This is a genomic window from Amycolatopsis sp. NBC_00355, from assembly GCF_036104975.1.
Lineage (GTDB): Bacteria > Actinomycetota > Actinomycetes > Mycobacteriales > Pseudonocardiaceae > Amycolatopsis.
The window spans coordinates 6,210,758-6,228,206 of the sequence record NZ_CP107982.1 but is presented as its reverse complement, the minus strand read 5'-3'; the positions used below and the strand labels follow the sequence as shown (position 1 = coordinate 6,228,206).

Below are 17,449 nucleotides of genomic sequence, written 5' to 3'. Positions count from 1 at the left end.
CCGCTTAGCATTTGCGTCGGCCCTGTCACACGGGTGTCGAGCCGGGGGGCTTGGGGAGAGCGATGGAGCAGTTCGGGCCGTACCGGATCGAAGGCCTGCTGGGTCGAGGCGGCATGGGCGAGGTCCACCGCGCCTACGACACGGCGCACGACCGCGTCGTCGCGCTGAAGCTGTTGTCCGACCCGTACGTGGCGGACGAGGCGTTCCGCGCGCGGTTCCGCCGCGAGTCGCAGATCGTGGCGCGGCTGCGCGAGCCGCACGTGATCCCGATCCACGCGTACGGCGAGATCGACGGGCAGCTGTACCTCGACATGCGGCTGGTCGAGGGCAAGGACCTGAAGGAGCTGCTCGAGGACGGGCCGCTGACGCCGGATCGCGCCGCCGGCATCGTCGAGCAGGTGGCGGGCGCGCTCGACGCGGCCCACGTGGACGGCCTGGTGCACCGCGACGTCAAGCCGTCGAACGTGCTCGTCACGAGCGGCGACTTCGTGTACCTCGTGGACTTCGGCATCGCACGCTCGATGAGCGGCGAGGCCACGTCGCTCACCGGCACCGGCAACGTGATCGGCACGCTCGACTACATGGCGCCGGAACGCTTCGGCGACGCCCCGATCACCGGCCTCGTCGACGTCTACGCGCTCGCGTGCGTGTTCTTCGAGTGCCTCACCGGGCACCGTCCGTTCCTGGCGGACGGTGCGGCCGCGCAGATGGGCGCGCACCTGACCGCGCCGCCGCCGGTGCTTTCGCAGGAGCGCCCGGGCGTGCCGGTCGCGCTGGACGCCGTGGTGGCGCGCGGGATGGCGAAGAACCCGGCCGACCGCTACCCGACGGCGGCGGCGTTCGCGGCCGCCGTCCGGAACGCCCTGGCGGCGCCGGCCGCGGCACCGATCCCGACGTGGCAGAAGACCCTGCCCGGTCCGGTGACCCCGGCGCGGCCGATGCCGACGCTGCAAGCGCAGCACGGCATGTCCGCGCCGGTGACCCCGCCACGGCCGATGCCGGCTCCCGCTTACGCGGGCCCGCCGACCGGGCCGTACCCGGGCCCGCCGACGGGGCAGTACGCCGGCCCGCCGACCGGCCCAAGGTCGATGACCGGGCCGGCCCTGCTCACCGCGTCGTCGCAGCCCCGGCCGTCGAAGTCCCAGCGGGGCCGGTGGATCGCGTTGTGCAGCGCGCTCGCCGGGATCGTCGTGGTGGCGTTGCTGGTCACGTACTTCGTGAGCAAGGACAAGACGACGCAGACAGGCAGCCCGTCGCCGACCCCGCCGGTCACGGTGCCGCCGGGTTCGTCCTCGTCGCCGCCGCCCTCGGAGACGTCGCCGCAACCGTCCACTTCGGAATCTTCGCCACCGAAGCAGGAACACGACATGGCGCTGTACAACGCCCTTCCGGCTGTCTACAAGCAATACACGTGCGTCGACGCGGCCGCGCCGGCAGGCACAGCGGCTGCGGTCGAGTGCACGGATTCGAACGTCGGCGACGTCCGGATCGGCAACGTGGTGTTCCCCCAGCCGACCGGAGCGAAGTTCTACCGGTTCGCCGACGCGGCCGCGATGGACGCCTACTTCCAGAACATCGTCAAAACCCAAGGCCTCACCCGCAACGACGCACGAGGCGCGTGCCGCCCGGAGACGTACCCGAAGATCTGGGGCACGTATTACCGCGCGGAGGTCCCGAACCCGATCCCGGGCGAATACCTGACGTGCTTCCTCGGCGACCCGGCGCAGCTCGTGTGGACGGAGAAGAAGAGCTTGATCGCTGGAGTGCTGCTGTCCACGAAGGTCGCCGACACCAACCAGCTGGACATGCTCTACCAGTGGTGGAACACGGAGGTCCTGTCGGAGATGCCGAAGAGCTGAGTTGATGTCGACACCAGAAGAATTGACTGCCGGCCTTGCGTCGTTGGTGCGTGCAAGGGTCACGGATTTCAGCCGGACCCTGAATATGGCAGAGGTCGGATTTCTGCGCGACGGCGTCGTGTGGCGGTTGCACGCACAGTGCCCGTTCCGTGTTCGGCAGGGTGATCGGATTCTCGTCGGCACGGTCGATATGAACTATCCGGTCGACCCGGAGGCCGATCGGATGGCGGCGTTCGACCAGTATGCGATGATGTTCGATCGTAATGCGAAGAAACTCACCGCCCTCTTCCAGCAGACGGCAAGTTTCGTTGATTCGGCTGTACTGGGCCCTGCCGGAATAGTGACGTTGGCGCTCAGCGAGTCTGTCGTGATCGAGGTCATGCCGGCTTCCGCGGGGCTGCGTGTCGAGCAATGGCGGATATTCGAACGTGGTTCGGACACCCACTACGTGTTTCCTGATTCTGCCGACCGGTGAACCGGTCGGGATGCGCCGGTGGGGCAAACGGTTTCGTCGGCATTTCGGACGACGGTGCCGCCGGCTACCACAACGGCCAGCAGATCCTCACCGGCTGGTTCTGACCGCAGGTACGTCGAAGGGGGGCCCGCGGGCCCCCCTTCGACGTAGTGACAGCTAGCGGCCCGGTCCGCCCATGTACTGCGGGTCGGGCTGCGGCAGGTCCATGTGCGGCTGGCTGGCGTCCATGATGTTCTTCATCGCGCCGAACCACGTGCGGGCCGGGGCCTTGCCACCGAACATGTTTCCGCTGCCGCACACCCGGACGTTGCCCGGGCCGGCGTCGCAGAGGCCACCCGAGCCGCCGCCGCCGAACTTGAACGTCATGGCCGCGCCCGCGAGCTGCGGGGTGCCGCCCACGAACGTCGCCGAGACGTTGCCCTGGGTCGTGCCCGTCTTGCCGATGATGGGGCGGTCCCAGCCGACCGCGGCGGCCGCGGCCGCCGACGTGCCGCCCGGCTGGTCGTCCTTGCTCATGCCGACCGCCAGGGTGTTCGCCAGGCCCTCGGGTACCGCCTGCTCGCAGCCGGCTTCCTTGATCGGGATCGGCTGGCCGTTGCGGTCGGTCACACCGGCGATCGGCGTCGGCGGGCACCAGACGCCGCCGGAGAGGATCGTCGCCGCGACGTTGCCCAACTCCAGCCCGCTCAGCGGCGAGAAGCCCAGCGTGAACGCGCCGAAGCCCGCCCAGCCTGGCCGAGGACCGTAGTACTCGGCCTGGCTCTGGCTCTTCTCCGCCTTGTCCGCCTTCGGGTCGACCGTGCCGCCGCCGATGTTGCTCGCCATGGTGTCGCGCATCCCGAGCCGCTTGGCCATGTCGATGCCGGGGGCCGTGCTGCCGAGCCGGTCTTCCAGCTCGACGAACGCGGTGTTCGGTGACGTCGCGAGCGCGGTCTGGACCGTGGCGCCCTGCGCGATGCGGCTGTAGTCGCCCGCGTTGCCGACGCAGTACCAGTTCGAATTGCCGGCCTTCGGACAGGTCTTCGCGCCACCTAGGAACACGTGCGAGGTGTAGGAGTCCGGCACGTCGACCGGCGAGTAGATCCCCGCCACGCCCTTCTCCATCGCCGCGGCCGTGGTGAAGATCTTGTACGTCGACCCGGCGCCACCGGTGTTGTAGACACCCGCCGGCAGTGCGTACGTCGTCTGACCCTGATCCGGGTCCTGCCCGTAGTCGCGGTTGGCCGCCAGCGCGACCACCTCGTGCCGGTTCTTGCCCGGTCTGATCAGCGACAACGTGTTCGCCACGTACTGCTGGGTCTTCTTGACCTGCGTCTCCGCCGAGACCTTCGCCTCGTGGTTGGCGCGCTGGTCCAGCGTCGTCTTGATCGTGTAGCCGCCGGTGTAGAGCTGGTCCTTGCTCATCCCCGACTTGATCAGGTAGTCCTCGACGTACTGGCAGAAGAACCCGGCCTCCGGGCCCGCGCCGATGCAGTTGGCCGGCGGCTTGGCCGGGAAGTCCGCCACGACGCCCAGCGGTTCGCCCTTGAAGCGGTCGGCGTCGGCCTTGGCCAGCTTCTTGTTCTCGACCATCCGGTCGAGGACGACGTTGCGGCGCGCGGTCGCCTTGTCCGCGTGCTTCCACGGGTCGTTGTTGATCGGGTTGTTCACCAGGCCGGCCAGCAGCGCGGCCTGCGGCACGGTCAGCTTCTCCGGCGTGGTGTTGAAGTACGCGTGCGCGGCGGCGCCGATCCCGTAGATCTGCCGGGAGAACTCGACGATGTTCAGGTACCCGGCGAGGATCTGCTGCTTGGTCAGCTTCGTCTCGAGCTGGATCGCGATCCGCGCTTCCTTCAGCTTGCGGGCGATCGACTGCTCCTGGGCCTTCTTCTGCCCGATCGGGTCGGTCCGGTACACGACGTTGATCAGGTAGTTCTTGACGTACTGCTGCGTGAGCGTCGACGCACCCTGCGTGTCCGCGCCGGTGCTGTTGCTGACGGCCGCGCGCAGCGTGCCCTGCCAGTCGACGCCGTGGTGGTCGTAGAACCGCTTGTCCTCGACCGAGACCAGGGCCCACTTCATGGCCTCGTTGATCTGGGTCTCGTTGATCGGCAGCCGGTACTGGTCGTACATCGTCGCGATCGGCGTTCCGGCGCTGTCGGTGACCGTCGTGACCAGGGGCGGCGGGATGTCCGCGAGGTCGGACGACGTCTTCTCGACGGTCTCGCTCGCCTGGTTGGACATCACACCTGCGGCCCCCACGACCGGGAAGAGCATGCCGGCGACGAGCACCCCCGCGAGCAGACAGAGGCCGATGAGCTTGAACAAACCATCTGCTTTTCGCACGAGGGCCAGCCTACGCGGGGCGGGTCAGGCGCCGGTGACGCCGTGTCCCCGAAGATGTGAATTCAGTGACAAAAGCGACCCCCTTCGGTGACATCTGGTAACGGAAGGCATTCTAGGTCTTGGCGGGGGGAACCGAGGGCCCCTACAGTCCGTCAACGTCTCACGAAGAAAAGCCGACGGATGGATCAACGCGAGTGGGAGCTCGCCTGGTCCGAACGGAGGCACCGGCACCGGGGAGGTGTCCGGCAACCGACGTGAGCTGAGGGAGACACGCTCGCGGGGGCAAGGAGCGCAGTGCCTTTCCCCGCTGGTGCGTCGATCACCAGGGTAGGGAGCTGGGGGTATGGAAACCAACCAGTCGAGCTGGCGAATCAACGCGTCCTGCCGGGACGCGGACCCGGACGGCCTGTTCGTCCGGGGTGCGGAGCAGAACCGGGCGAAAGCCGTTTGCATGGGCTGCCCGGTCCGCACGGAATGCCTCGCCGAAGCACTCGACGGCCGGATCAACTTCGGTGTCTGGGGTGGCATGACCGAACGGGAACGGCGGGCGCTGCTGCGCCGCCGTCCCGACGTGGAGAGCTGGGCGGACCTGCTCGAGGCGGCCAAGAGGGACGCCCTGGAGCGGGTCGAAGTCGGCTGACCGAGGCGGCACTTTCATGGGGAAAGTTCGCGTAGGCCCCTCGGCGACGCATCTTTCCCTATGAAAGTGACGCTTTGCGTCGCAAAGCCGGGGGTCAGCCGGCGAGCTTGGTGCCGATGTCGCGCAGGCCCTTCAGGTCGTGCACGTCACCGGCCAGCGCGGGTACCCGGGCCAGCGCCACCTCGGGGTGGGCCCGGGTGAACCGCGCGAGCAGCCGTTCTTCGCGGGCGGCGAGGTCGACGCGGTCGGCGTGCAGCCGCAGCACGGCTTCGGCCAGCGGCGCGTTGGCGTCGCCCTCCTGCAGGGACTCGGCCGCGGCCAGCGCTTCGGAGCCGGACAGCTTCGCGAGCACCGGGTGCGTCCGGTTCGCGATCAGCCCGCCCAGCGGCATCGACTCGGCCGAGAGCCGCTCGACGAAGTAGGACGCCTCACGCAGCGCGTCCGGCTCCGGCGCGGCCACGACCAGGAACGACGTCCCGGACGAGCGCAGCAGCTCGGCCGTCTTGCGGGCGCGCTCGCGGAAGCCGCCGAACATGCTGTCGAAGGCCTGCATGAACGCCGACGCGTCGGTCAGCAGCTGACCGCCGATGATCGTCGACACGGCCTTGGCGAACATCGAGAACCCGGCGTTGACGACCTTGCGCAGGCCCCAGCCGCCGGCCTTCGCCGGGCCGGTGAGCAGCCGGATCATCCGGCCGTCCAAAGCGGACGACAGCCGGGTCGGCGCGTCGAGGAAGTCCAGCGCGGAGCGGCTCGGCGGGGTGTCGACGATGATCAGGTCCCAGTCGCCGGTGGCCGCGAGCTGCCCCAGCTTCTCCATCGCCATGTACTCCTGCGTGCCGGAGAACGACGTGGAAATGGTCTGGTAGAAGGGGTTCTGCAGCAGCTGTTCGGCGCGTTCCGGACCGGCGTGCACGCGCACCATGTCGTCGAAGGTGCGGCGCATGTCGAGCATCATCGCCCACAGCTCGCCCTTGGGCTCGAAACCCTCGACCTGCACCTGCCTCGGGTGGTTGCCCAGCTCACGCAGGCCGAGCGCCTGCGCCAGGCGCCGCGCGGGGTCGATGGTGAGCACGACCGTCTGGCGGCCGCGTTCGGCCGCGCGCAACGCCAGCGCCGCGGCGGTGGTCGTCTTCCCGACACCGCCGGACCCGCAGCAGACGATCACGCGGCTCTTCTCGTCGTCGAGCAGCGCGTCGATGTCGATGGTGGTGGTCACAACCGCACCCCCTGGTCGGTCAGAGCCTCGGCCAGCTCGTAGAGCGCCCCGACGTCGACGCCGCCGGTGAGGTCCGGCAGTTCGAGCGTCGGCAGGTCGGCTTCGGCGAGCTGCTCGCGGGCCCGTTGTTCGGCGGCGACCCGCACCGCGTGCTCGACGGTCTCCTCGACCAGCGCGTCCAGCGTGGTGTCGGGCAGCTTCAGCCCGGCCGACGCGAGCCCGGTGCGGACGCGGGAGGCGTCGACGCGCCCGTCGGCCGCGGCCAGCACCGAGCGGGCCGGCAGCCGCGGCGGGCGGACCCGGTTGACCAGCACCGCGCCGGGGCGCAGGTCGGCGCCGTCCAGCTCGGCGACGGCCTCGACGGTCTCGCGGACCGGCATCTCCTCGAGCAGCGTGGCGATGTGGATCACGGTCTCGCCGGAGTGCAGCAGCCGGACGACGCCGTCGGCCTGGCCGCGGATCGGGCCGGTCTTGGCGAGGTCGGTGAGGGCCTTGGTGACGTCGAGGAACTTGACGACCCGGCCGGTCGGCGGCGAGTCGACGACGACGGCGTCGTAGGTGTGCCGCCCGTCGGACTCGGTGCGCCCGACGCACTCCTTGATCTTCCCAGTGAGCAGGACGTCCCGCAGGCCCGGCGCGAGCGTGGTCGCGAACTCGATCGCGCCCATCCGCCGCAGCGTCCGGCCGGCGAAGCCCAGGTTGTAGAACATCTCGAAGTACTCGAGCAGCGCGGCCTCGACGTCGATGTGCAGCGCGCGCAGCTCGCCGCCGCCGGGGACGGACGCGATGCGCTGCTCGGCGTAGGGGAGCGGCTCGGTGTCGAAGAGCTGCGCGATGCCCTGCCGGCCCTCGACCTCGATCAGCAGCACCCGGCGGCCTTCGCGGGCGAGCGCGAGGCCGAGCGCGGCGGCGAGCGTCGTCTTGCCGGTGCCGCCCTTGCCGGTGACGAAGTGCAGCCGGGCGCGGGCAAGCTCGTCGGTCCAGCCGGCATGGGAAGTGGTCACTTCTTCACCCTAAACCGGTGTTCAGCTGGCCAGCAGCATGACGCTGACCGCAGCCGCGACGGCGGCCACCAGCAGCCAGGTGGCGAGCCCGGGCAGCACCGTGAGCATCAGCACACCGAGGACGACCAAGAGGGTGAAGGTGACCACGCCGCCGAGCGCGACCTGCCCCGAACTCCGCGTCCGGTCGCGCACCTTCGCCATCACGACCAGCACGAGCGGCAGTCCGGCCGCGGCCAGCAAAGCCGTCGCGATCACCCGCCACGTTTCCACGTGCCCACGCTAGCGGTCCGCGCCCCGATGTGAGGTGACCCACAACGAGTGATCGTTCACTCGGACGGGGTCACCCGGACGTCAACCCTTTCCGGGGCGCTTTTCCGGCGGCGGCCCCCGGCGCCCTTGCCCGCTTGGCTACGCTCCCGGGCTATGAGCGCCACCAAGTGGGAGTACTCGACGGTCCCTCTGCTGATCCACGCCACGAAGCAGATCCTCGACCAGTGGGGCGAGGACGGCTGGGAGCTGGTCACCGTCCTGCCGAACCCGACGGGCGAGCAGCACGTCGCGTACCTCAAGCGTCCGAAGGGCTGAGCCGGTGAGCTGGAGCGAACGGCTGAAGGAGCTCGGCGTCGAGCTGCCCGGCGTGGCCGCACCGCTGGCCGCGTACGTGCCCGCCGTGCGGAGCGGAAACCACGTCTACACGTCCGGCCAGCTGCCCTTCGTCGACGGCGTGCTCGCCGCGACCGGCAAGGTCGGCGCGGAGATCAGCCCCGAGGAAGCCAAGGGCCACGCCCGCACCTCGGCGCTCAACGCGCTCGCGGCCGTGCACGCTCTGGTCGGCATTGACAACGTCACGCGGATCGTCAAGGTTGTCGGCTTCGTGGCTTCCGCGGAGGGCTTCACCGGTCAGCCCGCGGTCGTCAACGGCGCGTCCGAGCTTTTCGGCGAGGTCTTCGGCGACGCGGGTGTCCACGCCCGCTCGGCCGTCGGCGTCGCGGAGCTGCCCATCGGCTCGCCGGTGGAGGTCGAACTGATCGTGGAGGTGCAGTGATGGACCCGGACATCGAGCAGTCCACCCACGAGCTGCTGCTCCGGCTGGCCGGGCGGCTGCCCGACCAGCTGCTGTGGCGCTTCCGGGACTGGCTCGGCGAGGGCGCGATGGGCACTCTCGCCCGGACCCTCCCGAGGTCTTTGCTTAAGCACAGGATTGACCTCGACCAGACGGAGTACCGCCTGCTCGTGGCCGGGCTCATCCCGCACGGCGCCGACTGGCACCAGGTGAGTTCGACCCTGGGGGTAGACGACGTCACCGAGAACAGGTACACATTCACGTCGAGTGCGCCCGAATGGGTTAACTCGGTCGACTCCGTGTCCGTGTTGATCCACGCAACGTTGCGGGGACGCCCGGACGTGGGGGAAGTGCGGCAGAGCTGGCGGCACGTCGGTGTCGTCGGGCAAGGGACGGCCAAGCGTGTCCTGCTGATCACCGCGCTGTCGGGGCTGCCGAGGTTGACCGGCGAACTGCAGCGGGTGCTGCGGGTCCTGGGTGACGAAGAGCCCAGCGTCGAGGTCATTCCGCCGCGTTTCGACCTACCGGGCTACCACCGGGCCGCGCTGGCCGATTCAGAGCTGGTCTGCGTAGGCGCGGTGGCGGGCACCCGGCTCGTAGCCGCTTAACGCTCGCTCCGCCAGCGAGCCGGGAGGGAGCAAGGCAATGGTGGAGGTCCACGACGGCCCGCCCATGGACGGGTTCTCGGTGCCCCTGCGCCTGCACAACCTGTTGCTGGCCTTGGCGGGCCGGATCGACGACAGCGCGCTCACCGAAGCGCGCGAGCTGATCGCTCGCGCGCACATCGACGAAGCGGTCGAGCTGACCACCGGCACGCTCATCGCGGGCCGGATCCCGGTCAGCTCCGCCGAGCAGCGTGAGCTGGCGCTGGTCCTCGAGATGAGCCGGTCGGACGCCACGCTGGCGAACGACCTGCTGGTCGACGAGGCCGAGCCGGTCAGCACGCACCGGTTCACCGGTGAGAACTCCCCGGAGTTCGGCATCGCCGAGGCCCTCGACCGGACGCTGCAGGTGCTGCCGGACGTCCGATCGGTGCACGCGGTGTGGCGCAACACCCCGGCCGGGAGCGTGCCGGGCGCGCTGCCGCAGCGCGTCGTGCTGGTCGAGCTGGGCCCGGAGGGCAACCCGCCCGCCGTCGCCTTCCGCGTCGACACGGCGTTGCGCCGGGCCGGCATCCACTCGGTCGTCGAGGTCAGCGGTCCGGGCGTCGCGCACTCCGAGTACCACCAAGCCGCTTCGGCGGCCGCGTCGCCGGCCTGGGTGACCGGGAGCGCGACGTCGACCACGTCCTCGTACCGGCCCGAGCCGGTCGCGAAGCCGGCGCCCGCGGTGTCGGCGGAATCGGTCGCGGAGTCGGGCAGCAGCCGGCACAGCATGCGGTCGAACGCCCCGACGACCACGGCGCCGGAGCCGGTCGCCCCGGTGGTGCCGATCGTGTCGCCGCCGCCACCGGCGCCCGAGCCGCCCCGCAAGGCGCGGTCGTCGGAACGGGCCGAGACGCGCGCGGAGCGCACGGCCGACCTGACCCCGGCCGAGGTCGCGCAGCTGCGGCAGGCGCTGGCCGAAGACCCGGAGAAGGGCCGCGAGATCGCCGCGGGCAAGCCGTCGATGCACGAGGTCGTCGAGCTGCCGGCGCTGGACCTGGACGACCCGAGCCTGAGCGAGCGAGACCGGGCGCTGCTGCGTGAGCTGCACGCCGAGCTGGCCGAGCGCGAGCGGGCCGAGGCGGCGAAGATGCGGCTCAACGGCGCGTCCCGCTCCGGTGGTGACCAGCGAGGCTGGACCGCCCCCTGAGGTTTGCGGGACAAAGCCGCACTTTCGCTATGAAAGATGCGTTTCTTCCAGTGTCTGGGAAACCACAACCATAGGGTGGGACGGCGGGGCCGGAGGTATGTTTCCCGGGTGGAGCAGCCCAAGGAGTTCGTCTTCGACATCCCCGTCGGCGCCGGGGTAGCCACCCGCGCCAACACCGACGGGCCGCCCGCCGTCCCCAAGGACGCGGCCACGGTGATCCTCGTCCGTGACGGTGCCGAGGGCGTCGAGATCTTCCTGCAGCACCGGGTCAAGGGCATGCCCTTCGCCGGCGGCATGACGGTCTTCCCCGGCGGCGGCGTCGACAAGCGGGACGCCGACGCGTCCGTGGCGTGGGCCGGCCCGGCGCCGTCGTGGTGGGCTTCGCGCTTCGGGTGTGACGACGCTCTCGCGCGGGCGTTGACGTGCGCGGCCGTGCGCGAGACGTTCGAGGAGTCCGGCGTGCTGCTCGCGGGCAGCGCGGACGAGGTGCTCGTGGACGTCACGCCGTACGCGGCGGCGAGGCAAGCCCTGGAGACCCGCGAGGTGTCGCTGGCCGGGTTCCTCGCCGACGCCGGGCTGACGCTGCGCGCGGACCTGCTGCGCCCGTGGGCGCACTGGATCACGCCCGAGCAGGAGCCGCGCCGCTACGACACCCGCTTCTACGTCGCGAAACTGCCCGACGGCCAGCAGGCGGACGGCGCGACGTCCGAGGCGTCGAGCTCCGGCTGGCAGCGTCCGGAGGACGCGATCGCCGACGCCCGCGAAGGCCGCCGGATGCTGATGCCGCCGACCTGGCTGACGCTGAGCGAGCTCGCCGAGTTCGCGACCGCCGACGACGTGCTGAACGCGCAGCGGGAGATCGTCCGCATCGCGCCGACGCTCGTCCGCGAGAACGACCAGGTCCGCGTCGTGCTGGAGCGCCGATGAGCGCCCCGGCCTACGGCGTCCTGCGGCCAGTGACGGCGTCGGCGTCGGTGCTGCTGGAGAACAACCCGTCGTCGATGACGCTCGAAGGCACGAACAGCTGGGTGCTGCGGGCGACGCCGGAGCGGTCGGCGGTCGTCGTCGACCCCGGCTACCGCGATCTGGACCACCTCGAACTGCTGGCCGGTGTCGGTGAGATCGAGCTGATCCTGCTGACGCACTTCCACCCCGACCACGCCGAGGGTGCGCCGTGGTTCGCCGAGCGCGTCGGCGCGCCGGTGCGCGCGTTCGACCCTTCGCTCTGTCTCAACGCGACGTCCATTGAGGACGGTGAGCTGATTTCGGCCGGGGGCTTGGAGATCCGCGTCCTGCACACGCCCGGGCACACCGGCGATTCGGTGTCGCTGGTGCTCGACGGCCAGGTGCTGACCGGCGACACCGTGCTCGGGCGCGGCACCACCGTGCTGCACGACCTCGGCGACTACCTGCGGTCGCTGCGCAAGCTGATCGAGCTGCCGGCGGGCACCCTCGGGCTGCCGGGTCACGGTCCAGAGCTCCCCGATCTGCCCGCGACCGCGCGCGAGTACCTTGCCCATCGGGAACAGCGACTCGACCAGGTGCGTTCCGCCTTGAAGGTGCTCGGGGCGGACGCCACACCGCGCCAGGTGGTCGAAGTCGTCTACGCCGACGTCGACCGGGCACTGTGGGCGCCCGCCGAATGGAGCGTGCAGGCGCAGCTGGACTACTTGCGGTCGGAAGGACAGGGATGAGCAACGTCGAGGTGGAGTTCTACTGGCGGCCCGGGTGCGGGTTCTGCGCCGCGCTCGACCGGCCGATGTCGAAGAGCGGCTTCAACATCCGCAAGATCAACATCTGGGAGGACCCGTCCGCGGCCGCGCGCGTACGCGAGGTCGCGAACGGGAACGAGACCGTCCCGACGGTGATCGTCGGCTCGGTCGCGATGGTCAACCCGTCGTTCGCCGAGGTCGAGGCCGCCGTCAAGGCAGCTCAAGCGGCCTGAGCGCGTCCCACTCCAGGCTGGGCCGCTTTCCGTGCAGGAAGGCGGCCCAGACTTCGCGCAGCCCGGCCTCCTCTTCGAGGCCCTTCGGCGCGCCTTCGAGCATCGGCGCGGCCCAGACGTCGTGAGTGCCGAACAGGAACGGCAGGTCGACGCAGTGGCACGCGCCGAACTTGTTCCCCGGTGCCTGCCAGTCGACGCGGTAGACGAACGCGTCGAGCTTGCCGGCGAGCCGCGGGATGTCGCCGGCGAAGAACGTGCTGGTCGCTTTGTCGACGACGTCTTGGGGCGCGTCGGGGACGAACGCGCGTAGTTCGTCGCGCGTCCAGCTGATGAGCGCTTCGCCGTGTAGCGCTGCTTCGATGAGGTCGTCCGCGACGAGATCGCCGTCGGCGACGAGCTGGAACGGCGGTTCGAGCGAACCGGGCTTCGCGGTCTTCGCGACGACCTTGAGCTGAGCTTCTAGCAGCTGTTCTGTTGTTGCCGTGTGGATGTCTGCTTCTTGCCGCAGCAGCAAAGCATTCTGGTTCGCATCGTCCCAAGTGGACGGTCGCATCCCGAGCGGCGCGCTCTGCAGGGCGATCCGCTTGACGAGGTTCTTCGTCCGCGGTGACGACCACAGCGCGAGCGTCGACTGCGCGCCCGCCGACTGTCCACCCAGGGTGACTTCGGCGGGATCGCCGCCGAACGCGGCGATGTTGTCGCGGACCCATTCGAGGGCGGCGAGCTGGTCGGCGATCCCGAGGTTCGGCGGAACGCCCTCGGCGGCCAAGAACCCCAGCGCGCCGAGCCGGTAGTTGAGCGTCACGACGACGGCGTCCGCCTCGCGGGCCAGTCGCGTGCCGGTGTACCAGACCTGGCCGCCCGAGCCGCTGGAGAACCCGCCGCCGTGGATCCACACGAGCACCGGGCGGCGGCCGGTGACCGACGGCGTGAAGACGTTGAGCGACAGGCAGTCCTCGCTCTGCAGCAACGGCATCGGCCCGAGCGCGTGTTCGAGCCGCGACGGCGGTTGCGGCGCCGCGGGCCCGGGTTCGAAGGCGTCGCGGACGCCGGTCCACGGCTTGGGCCGCGTCGGCAGCTCGAAGCGGTTTGCCTCCGCGTAAGGGATTCCGCGGTACGCGCCGTTCCGTCCGCGGACCTGCCCGCTGGTGGTTTCGACGATCATCAGGCCTCCTCTTCGAAGAAAACGGCGGCGCCGTACGCGTCCTCGGCGCGGACGAAGAACCCGCGGTCGCGGGTGGTGGTCGGGACGTGCTGCCCGACCAGGTTCCGCGCCTTCTCCAGATCGTCCACCGCGACCCCGTGCGCCGCAAAGTACGGCAACCGCGGAGCCGTCTCACCGGGCAGGACGACGTCGAGGTCGCTCGCGCCGACGATGTCGACAAGCTGCTCGCCGCCGGTGGTCACGTCGTAGCGCGTGCGGTAGGCCTCGACCTCGTCGTCGGCCACGACCAGCAGGATCCCGGCGACCCGGCGGGCGCCGTTCGGGTGATCGAGGTAGCGCGTCTGGTGGACGTACTCCGGAGTGAGGTGCTCGGCGGTGTGCAGGATGCCTTCGGGCGTCTTGTCCCGGCTGATGTGGACACTGCGGAACCGCGCGGTGCGTGTGCCTTCCGGCAGTTCGACGTCGCGCTGCAGCGAGAGCACACCGGACGTCGAGAGCCCGGCTTCGCGCAGCCGGCGTTCGGCTGCTTCGGAGTCGTCGCAGCCGAAGGAGACGCCGTGGAGGCCGTCGCCGCGGTCGTCCAGGATCGGCAGCACGCGCCACGGGTCGCCGGCGGCCTCGTCGACGATGCCGATCAGTTCGAGGAAGGAGCCGCCGAAGTAGGCGCACCGGTTCGCCGTGCAGCTCGGCCGCAGTTCGCCGCCTTCGCTGCGGGACGCGAAGTGCCGTGACGGCGGGCTGAGCGTGAAGCCGAGTTCTTCGTAGCGCTGCCAGGTTTTCTCGTAGTTCCGGGTGAGGAAGACGGTGTGGTCGATGTTCATGCCCCCAGCGTGCGATCTTTCGGGCAGCCACTCCATCCGTGGTGGGATCGTGCGCGAAATCCGACGTTCTCTAGGCTGATTTGATGGATTCCGACCTCTTGGACGAGCTGGGTCGCCGGCTGGCGCACGCGCTCCAGCTCGACGGGCGGGCGTCGTTCAGCACGATCGCCGCGGTGCTCGGCGTCTCGGACCAGACGATCGCGCGCCGCTACCGCAAGCTGCGGTCGTCCGGGGTGCTGCGCGTGGTCGGTGTCCCGGAGGCGGCTCCGCTGGGCCAGGTGCACTGGCTGGTGCGCCTGAGGTGCGTCCCGGACGCGGCGGCCCCGATCGCGGCGGCACTGGCCCGGCGCGCGGACACGCAGTGGGTGAGCCTGATGTCCGGCGGGACGGAGATCGTGTGCTTCATCCGCGCCCCGCAACGGGAGGAAGCGGACGGCCTCCTCCTGGGCCAGCTCCCGCGGACGCCGCGAGTGATCTCGATGACGGCGTACCGGCTGCTACGCCGCTTCGCGGGTGGCCCGGCAGGCTGGCCGGGCCGGTCGAGCGCGTTGCCGGAGCCGGCGGTGGTGTCGCTACGCCGTCTCCCTCTCGGGATTCCCTATCGCCCGGAGCCGGAGGACCCGGCCCTGCTGGCGGCCCTGGCCCACGACGGTCGCACCGACATGTCGACACTTTCCAGTGCCGTGGGTCGCTCGGAGTCGACGACCCGCCGACGCCTGGAGCACCTGCGTGACGCGGGAGCGCTGTACTTCGACGTCGAGATGGACGCAGCCCGCCTCGGCTACCCGTTGACGGCGACGCTCTGGCTCACTGTCGCCCCCTCGGCCCTGTCGTCAGCGGGCCGCGCGCTGGCGAGCCACCCTCAGGTCGCCTTCGCCGCGGCGACCACGGGCCCGTCGAACCTGGTGGTGAACGTGGGCTGCCGCGACGACGCGGCCCTGTACGAGTATCTGGCCGACGACCTGGGTGGACTGTCCGGAGTCCAGCAGGTGGAGACGGCCCCGATGATCCGCACCCTGAAACGCTTCGGCACCCTGGACCCGGTGTAGCAACGGCCGGCGAACGAGCGACTCAGTGCCTATGGACGATGAGCGCGCGATCGACTTTGTCCTCAACGGCGAGCGGCACCACCTGAGCCGCGCTCAAGTGCTGGCCGCGGCGGCACGCGGCGGACCGGAGCCGATCCACAAGCACTGGGTATCCGTCGACGATCGGCAATGGCCGCCGAGGCAGCTGTTCGAGCGGGCCACCGGGGTGGCCCGCTCGGAGTTCATCTCGCACGCTGCGATCCGGCACCTCCGCCGGCTCGGCTTCTCGACCAGTCCGCTGCCTCAAGAGTCCGAAGTCCCGGCAGACCCGAGGCCCCGCGAGCCGAAAACCACCCCGCCACCACCGCCGATCGACATCGCCTCGGCGGTCACTTCCTTCATCGAGTTGCTGCGGTTCTTCGGCGACGAGGACTTGTCCAGCCGCGTGCTGCGACTGGAGGACCGGCTGGAAGGTGCCGACCGCGAGAATGTCGACGACCGGGTGGCGGCCGAGGGGATGACCGACGGCCTGCTTCAGGCGGCGCTGCTGGTGCGGCAGCACGCCGGCCGGATCAACGACCTCATCCACGCGGCGATGATCGTCCGTGCGCTGCCGAAGATCCTCGAGCCGGACGAGCGCATCGTCCGGCGGCCATCGCTGGCCGCCGGGAACGATCCGAGCCGGAAGTTCGACCTCGAGACGAGTCTTCGGGTGGCGGAGTTCAAGGCGGGCCAGTGGAAGGGCCGCGACGCCATGCGCAAACGCGGGCTTGTGGCCGATTTGGTCGGCTTGGTGCTCGGCCGTGGCGATCGTCGTGCGGAGCTTTACGTGCTCGGCCGCCTGCCCATCGAGTTCCTGCGCACCAGCAACTCGACCTTGGAGTGGGCACTCGGCCGCTCGTCGCCCCACCTCCGGCGCGCCTACGAAGACCGCTTCGGGAAGGCGTCGTTCACCGTGCGCCAGTTTGCCGAGGGGCCGGCGGCGGATGTGGGTTTGATCGATCTGGCCGAGGTGCTCAAGGCCGCGTGAGTCAGCGGGCCAGCATCGGCATCAGGTAGTACGTCAGCTCCACCTCCCCCTCGACGACCTCGGCCGCCCGGAGGATGCACGCTCGCATGCCCGGCTGGATCGACAGCTCCACCCGCTCTCCGGCGAATGCGCTCAACGCGTCCAGCAGATATCGAGCCTGGAACGACGGCGACGTCCGGCCGCCGCTGACGTCCGCCTTCAGTGTTTCCTCCGCCTCGCCCGCGTCCTGGCGCGCACTCGCCAGGCGGACCTGCGCGTCACCGACCTCCAAAGTCAGCACCCGGCGGTCCTCCGCGTACACGCCGACCCGGCGGACCGCCGCCGCGAGGGTGTTCGCGTCCAACGTCACCTTGGTGTCGACCGCGCCTGACGGGATTGCCTCCTCCGACAGGAAACCCGCGTCGAGGACCGCTGTGCCCACCAACCCGCCTGCCCAGCTCACACCGAACCGGCCCGGTCCGGTGTGGAGGCCGACGACACCGCGCGCCTGCCGCGCCGCCTCCGTCAGCAAGGCCGCAGGTACCAGGACATCCAGCGAACCCGGCGACCGCAGCGGCAAGCGGGCCACCGCCATCCGGTAGCGGTCCGACGCCGTCAGCGTCAGCCGGCCGTCGGCGGCCTGGACGCGGACGCCGGTGAACAACGGCAGCGGATCGTCCTTGGCCGCCGTGCCGGCGACGATCCGCAGGGCCGACGCGAACGCCGGTCCGTCCACTTCGGACACTTGAGGTGAAACAAAAGCCGGAGAAGCGGCCGGAGAAGCGAGCAACGGCAACGCGAACCGCGCCTGGTCCAGCCGCAACGCCAGCCGGCTGCCTTCGACGACCAGGCGGACCGGCGCCGCGCCGAGCATCTTCAACGTCTCGGCCAGCGGGGCTGCGGGCACGGCCACCTCGCCGTCGGTGTGGGTGGTCGCCGGGCAGTCGAACCGGACGGCGAGGTCCGGGTCGCTGCCCGCGACCGTCAGCCCGGACGCGTCCGCCCGCAGCCTCAACGCGGCGCGCGCGGGCAGCAGGCGGGAGGCGGCGGAGACGGCCGCCGAGAGGCGGTGGGCAGGCGCGGTGACGTCCATGCCCGCAAG

The 17,449-nt window shown here is 70.4% G+C and carries 19 protein-coding genes; 12 read left to right on the top strand and 7 right to left on the bottom strand.

Annotated features, from left to right (window positions below):
- Positions 1 to 62 precede the first annotated feature (62 nt).
- Together OHS18_RS28015 and OHS18_RS28010 are read left to right on the top strand one after the other, a co-directional pair.
- Positions 63 to 1,859 carry a serine/threonine-protein kinase gene (locus OHS18_RS28015; RefSeq protein ID WP_328612934.1) on the top strand — a complete coding sequence of 599 codons (1,797 nt, stop codon included), beginning with the start codon at positions 63 to 65 and terminating at the stop codon, positions 1,857 to 1,859.
- A gap of 4 nt (positions 1,860 to 1,863) precedes the next feature.
- Entirely contained in the window at positions 1,864 to 2,334 is a 471-nt protein-coding gene (locus tag OHS18_RS28010; RefSeq protein WP_328612933.1) for a hypothetical protein, read from the top strand.
- A 156-nt stretch (positions 2,335 to 2,490) separates the two neighbouring features.
- On the opposite strand, the gene OHS18_RS28005 is transcribed toward OHS18_RS28010, so the two are convergent.
- Positions 2,491 to 4,659: a transglycosylase domain-containing protein gene (locus tag OHS18_RS28005; protein ID WP_328447663.1), complete on the bottom strand. Its 2,169-nt coding sequence runs from the start codon at positions 4,657 to 4,659 to the stop codon at positions 2,491 to 2,493.
- A 343-nt stretch (positions 4,660 to 5,002) separates the two neighbouring features.
- Between OHS18_RS28005 and OHS18_RS28000 the strand changes: the two genes are divergently transcribed.
- Positions 5,003 to 5,299, top strand: coding sequence for a WhiB family transcriptional regulator (locus tag OHS18_RS28000; protein WP_328447665.1), 297 nt, complete (start codon positions 5,003 to 5,005; stop codon positions 5,297 to 5,299).
- Between the two features lie 94 nt (positions 5,300 to 5,393).
- On the opposite strand, the gene OHS18_RS27995 is transcribed toward OHS18_RS28000, so the two are convergent.
- Genes OHS18_RS27995 through OHS18_RS27985 form a run of 3 tightly spaced genes read right to left on the bottom strand, consistent with a single transcriptional unit; the run spans position 5,394 to position 7,792 of the window.
- Positions 5,394 to 6,518 (bottom strand): ArsA family ATPase, encoded by a 1,125-nt coding sequence (locus OHS18_RS27995; RefSeq protein WP_328447667.1) that lies wholly within the window; start codon positions 6,516 to 6,518, stop codon positions 5,394 to 5,396.
- Positions 6,515 to 7,522 carry an ArsA-related P-loop ATPase gene (locus OHS18_RS27990; RefSeq protein WP_326945000.1) on the bottom strand — a complete coding sequence of 336 codons (1,008 nt, stop codon included), beginning with the start codon at positions 7,520 to 7,522 and terminating at the stop codon, positions 6,515 to 6,517. Before OHS18_RS27990 ends, OHS18_RS27995 begins: the two co-directional genes overlap by 4 nt.
- Positions 7,523 to 7,543: 21 nt before the next feature.
- Positions 7,544 to 7,792 carry a hypothetical protein gene (locus OHS18_RS27985; protein ID WP_328447668.1) on the bottom strand — a complete coding sequence of 83 codons (249 nt, stop codon included), beginning with the start codon at positions 7,790 to 7,792 and terminating at the stop codon, positions 7,544 to 7,546.
- 153 nt (positions 7,793 to 7,945) lie between these two features.
- On the opposite strand from OHS18_RS27985, the gene OHS18_RS27980 reads away from it, so the two are divergent.
- The 7 genes from OHS18_RS27980 (at position 7,946) to OHS18_RS27950 (ending at position 12,324) form a co-directional block, all read left to right on the top strand.
- Positions 7,946 to 8,107 (top strand): DUF4177 domain-containing protein, encoded by a 162-nt coding sequence (locus OHS18_RS27980; RefSeq protein WP_020642049.1) that lies wholly within the window; start codon positions 7,946 to 7,948, stop codon positions 8,105 to 8,107.
- A 4-nt stretch (positions 8,108 to 8,111) separates the two neighbouring features.
- Entirely contained in the window at positions 8,112 to 8,567 is a 456-nt protein-coding gene (locus tag OHS18_RS27975) for a RidA family protein (protein WP_328612932.1), read from the top strand.
- A complete protein-coding gene (locus OHS18_RS27970; protein WP_328447672.1) occupies positions 8,567 to 9,193 on the top strand; it encodes a hypothetical protein in 627 nt (208 codons plus the stop codon). Before OHS18_RS27975 ends, OHS18_RS27970 begins: the two co-directional genes overlap by 1 nt.
- Before the next feature lie 37 nt (positions 9,194 to 9,230).
- Positions 9,231 to 10,379 (top strand): hypothetical protein, encoded by a 1,149-nt coding sequence (locus tag OHS18_RS27965; protein WP_328612931.1) that lies wholly within the window; start codon positions 9,231 to 9,233, stop codon positions 10,377 to 10,379.
- A gap of 108 nt (positions 10,380 to 10,487) precedes the next feature.
- Entirely contained in the window at positions 10,488 to 11,306 is an 819-nt protein-coding gene (locus tag OHS18_RS27960) for an NUDIX hydrolase (protein ID WP_328447676.1), read from the top strand.
- Positions 11,303 to 12,073: an MBL fold metallo-hydrolase gene (locus OHS18_RS27955; protein ID WP_328447678.1), complete on the top strand. Its 771-nt coding sequence runs from the start codon at positions 11,303 to 11,305 to the stop codon at positions 12,071 to 12,073. The genes OHS18_RS27960 and OHS18_RS27955 overlap by 4 nt, the downstream gene beginning before the upstream one ends.
- Complete coding sequence (locus tag OHS18_RS27950; protein ID WP_328447680.1) at positions 12,070 to 12,324, top strand: glutaredoxin family protein; 255 nt, start codon at positions 12,070 to 12,072, stop codon at positions 12,322 to 12,324. Before OHS18_RS27955 ends, OHS18_RS27950 begins: the two co-directional genes overlap by 4 nt.
- On the opposite strand, the gene OHS18_RS27945 is transcribed toward OHS18_RS27950, so the two are convergent.
- Together OHS18_RS27945 and OHS18_RS27940 are read right to left on the bottom strand one after the other, a co-directional pair.
- A complete protein-coding gene (locus OHS18_RS27945; protein ID WP_328612930.1) occupies positions 12,302 to 13,489 on the bottom strand; it encodes a carboxylesterase family protein in 1,188 nt (395 codons plus the stop codon). The two genes, OHS18_RS27950 and OHS18_RS27945, sit on opposite strands and share 23 nt — an antisense overlap.
- Entirely contained in the window at positions 13,489 to 14,310 is an 822-nt protein-coding gene (locus OHS18_RS27940) for a VOC family protein (protein WP_328612929.1), read from the bottom strand. Before OHS18_RS27940 ends, OHS18_RS27945 begins: the two co-directional genes overlap by 1 nt.
- A gap of 83 nt (positions 14,311 to 14,393) precedes the next feature.
- Here OHS18_RS27940 and OHS18_RS27935 point away from each other — a divergent pair, with 83 nt between their 5' ends.
- Both OHS18_RS27935 and OHS18_RS27930 read left to right on the top strand, forming a co-directional pair.
- On the top strand, positions 14,394 to 15,359 hold the full coding sequence (locus tag OHS18_RS27935) for an Lrp/AsnC family transcriptional regulator (RefSeq protein WP_328612928.1): 966 nt from the start codon (positions 14,394 to 14,396) through the stop codon (positions 15,357 to 15,359).
- Between the two features lie 31 nt (positions 15,360 to 15,390).
- Positions 15,391 to 16,368 carry a hypothetical protein gene (locus OHS18_RS27930; RefSeq protein ID WP_328612927.1) on the top strand — a complete coding sequence of 326 codons (978 nt, stop codon included), beginning with the start codon at positions 15,391 to 15,393 and terminating at the stop codon, positions 16,366 to 16,368.
- A 1-nt stretch (position 16,369) separates the two neighbouring features.
- Here OHS18_RS27930 and OHS18_RS27925 read toward each other — a convergent pair whose 3' ends face one another.
- The gene (locus tag OHS18_RS27925; RefSeq protein ID WP_328612926.1) at positions 16,370 to 17,440 is read right to left on the bottom strand and encodes a DNA polymerase III subunit beta; all 1,071 of its coding nucleotides are present in this window, start codon (positions 17,438 to 17,440) and stop codon (positions 16,370 to 16,372) included.
- Positions 17,441 to 17,449 lie beyond the last annotated feature (9 nt).

What these genes read in the sequence shown, in the direction of transcription:
- OHS18_RS28015 (WP_328612934.1), top strand. Translation starts at nt 63, where the DNA reads ATGGAGCAGTTCGGGCCGTACCGGATCGAAGGCCTGCTGGGTCGAGGC.
- OHS18_RS28010 (WP_328612933.1), top strand. Translation starts at nt 1,864, where the DNA reads ATGTCGACACCAGAAGAATTGACTGCCGGCCTTGCGTCGTTGGTGCGT.
- OHS18_RS28000 (WP_328447665.1), top strand. Translation starts at nt 5,003, where the DNA reads ATGGAAACCAACCAGTCGAGCTGGCGAATCAACGCGTCCTGCCGGGAC.
- OHS18_RS27980 (WP_020642049.1), top strand. Translation starts at nt 7,946, where the DNA reads ATGAGCGCCACCAAGTGGGAGTACTCGACGGTCCCTCTGCTGATCCAC.
- OHS18_RS27970 (WP_328447672.1), top strand. Translation starts at nt 8,567, where the DNA reads ATGGACCCGGACATCGAGCAGTCCACCCACGAGCTGCTGCTCCGGCTG.
- OHS18_RS27965 (WP_328612931.1), top strand. Translation starts at nt 9,231, where the DNA reads ATGGTGGAGGTCCACGACGGCCCGCCCATGGACGGGTTCTCGGTGCCC.
- OHS18_RS27955 (WP_328447678.1), top strand. Translation starts at nt 11,303, where the DNA reads ATGAGCGCCCCGGCCTACGGCGTCCTGCGGCCAGTGACGGCGTCGGCG.
- OHS18_RS27950 (WP_328447680.1), top strand. Translation starts at nt 12,070, where the DNA reads ATGAGCAACGTCGAGGTGGAGTTCTACTGGCGGCCCGGGTGCGGGTTC.
- OHS18_RS27945 (WP_328612930.1), bottom strand. Translation starts at nt 13,489, where the DNA reads ATGATCGTCGAAACCACCAGCGGGCAGGTCCGCGGACGGAACGGCGCG.
- OHS18_RS27940 (WP_328612929.1), bottom strand. Translation starts at nt 14,310, where the DNA reads ATGAACATCGACCACACCGTCTTCCTCACCCGGAACTACGAGAAAACC.
- OHS18_RS27935 (WP_328612928.1), top strand. Translation starts at nt 14,394, where the DNA reads ATGGATTCCGACCTCTTGGACGAGCTGGGTCGCCGGCTGGCGCACGCG.
- OHS18_RS27930 (WP_328612927.1), top strand. Translation starts at nt 15,391, where the DNA reads ATGGACGATGAGCGCGCGATCGACTTTGTCCTCAACGGCGAGCGGCAC.
- OHS18_RS27925 (WP_328612926.1), bottom strand. Translation starts at nt 17,440, where the DNA reads ATGGACGTCACCGCGCCTGCCCACCGCCTCTCGGCGGCCGTCTCCGCC.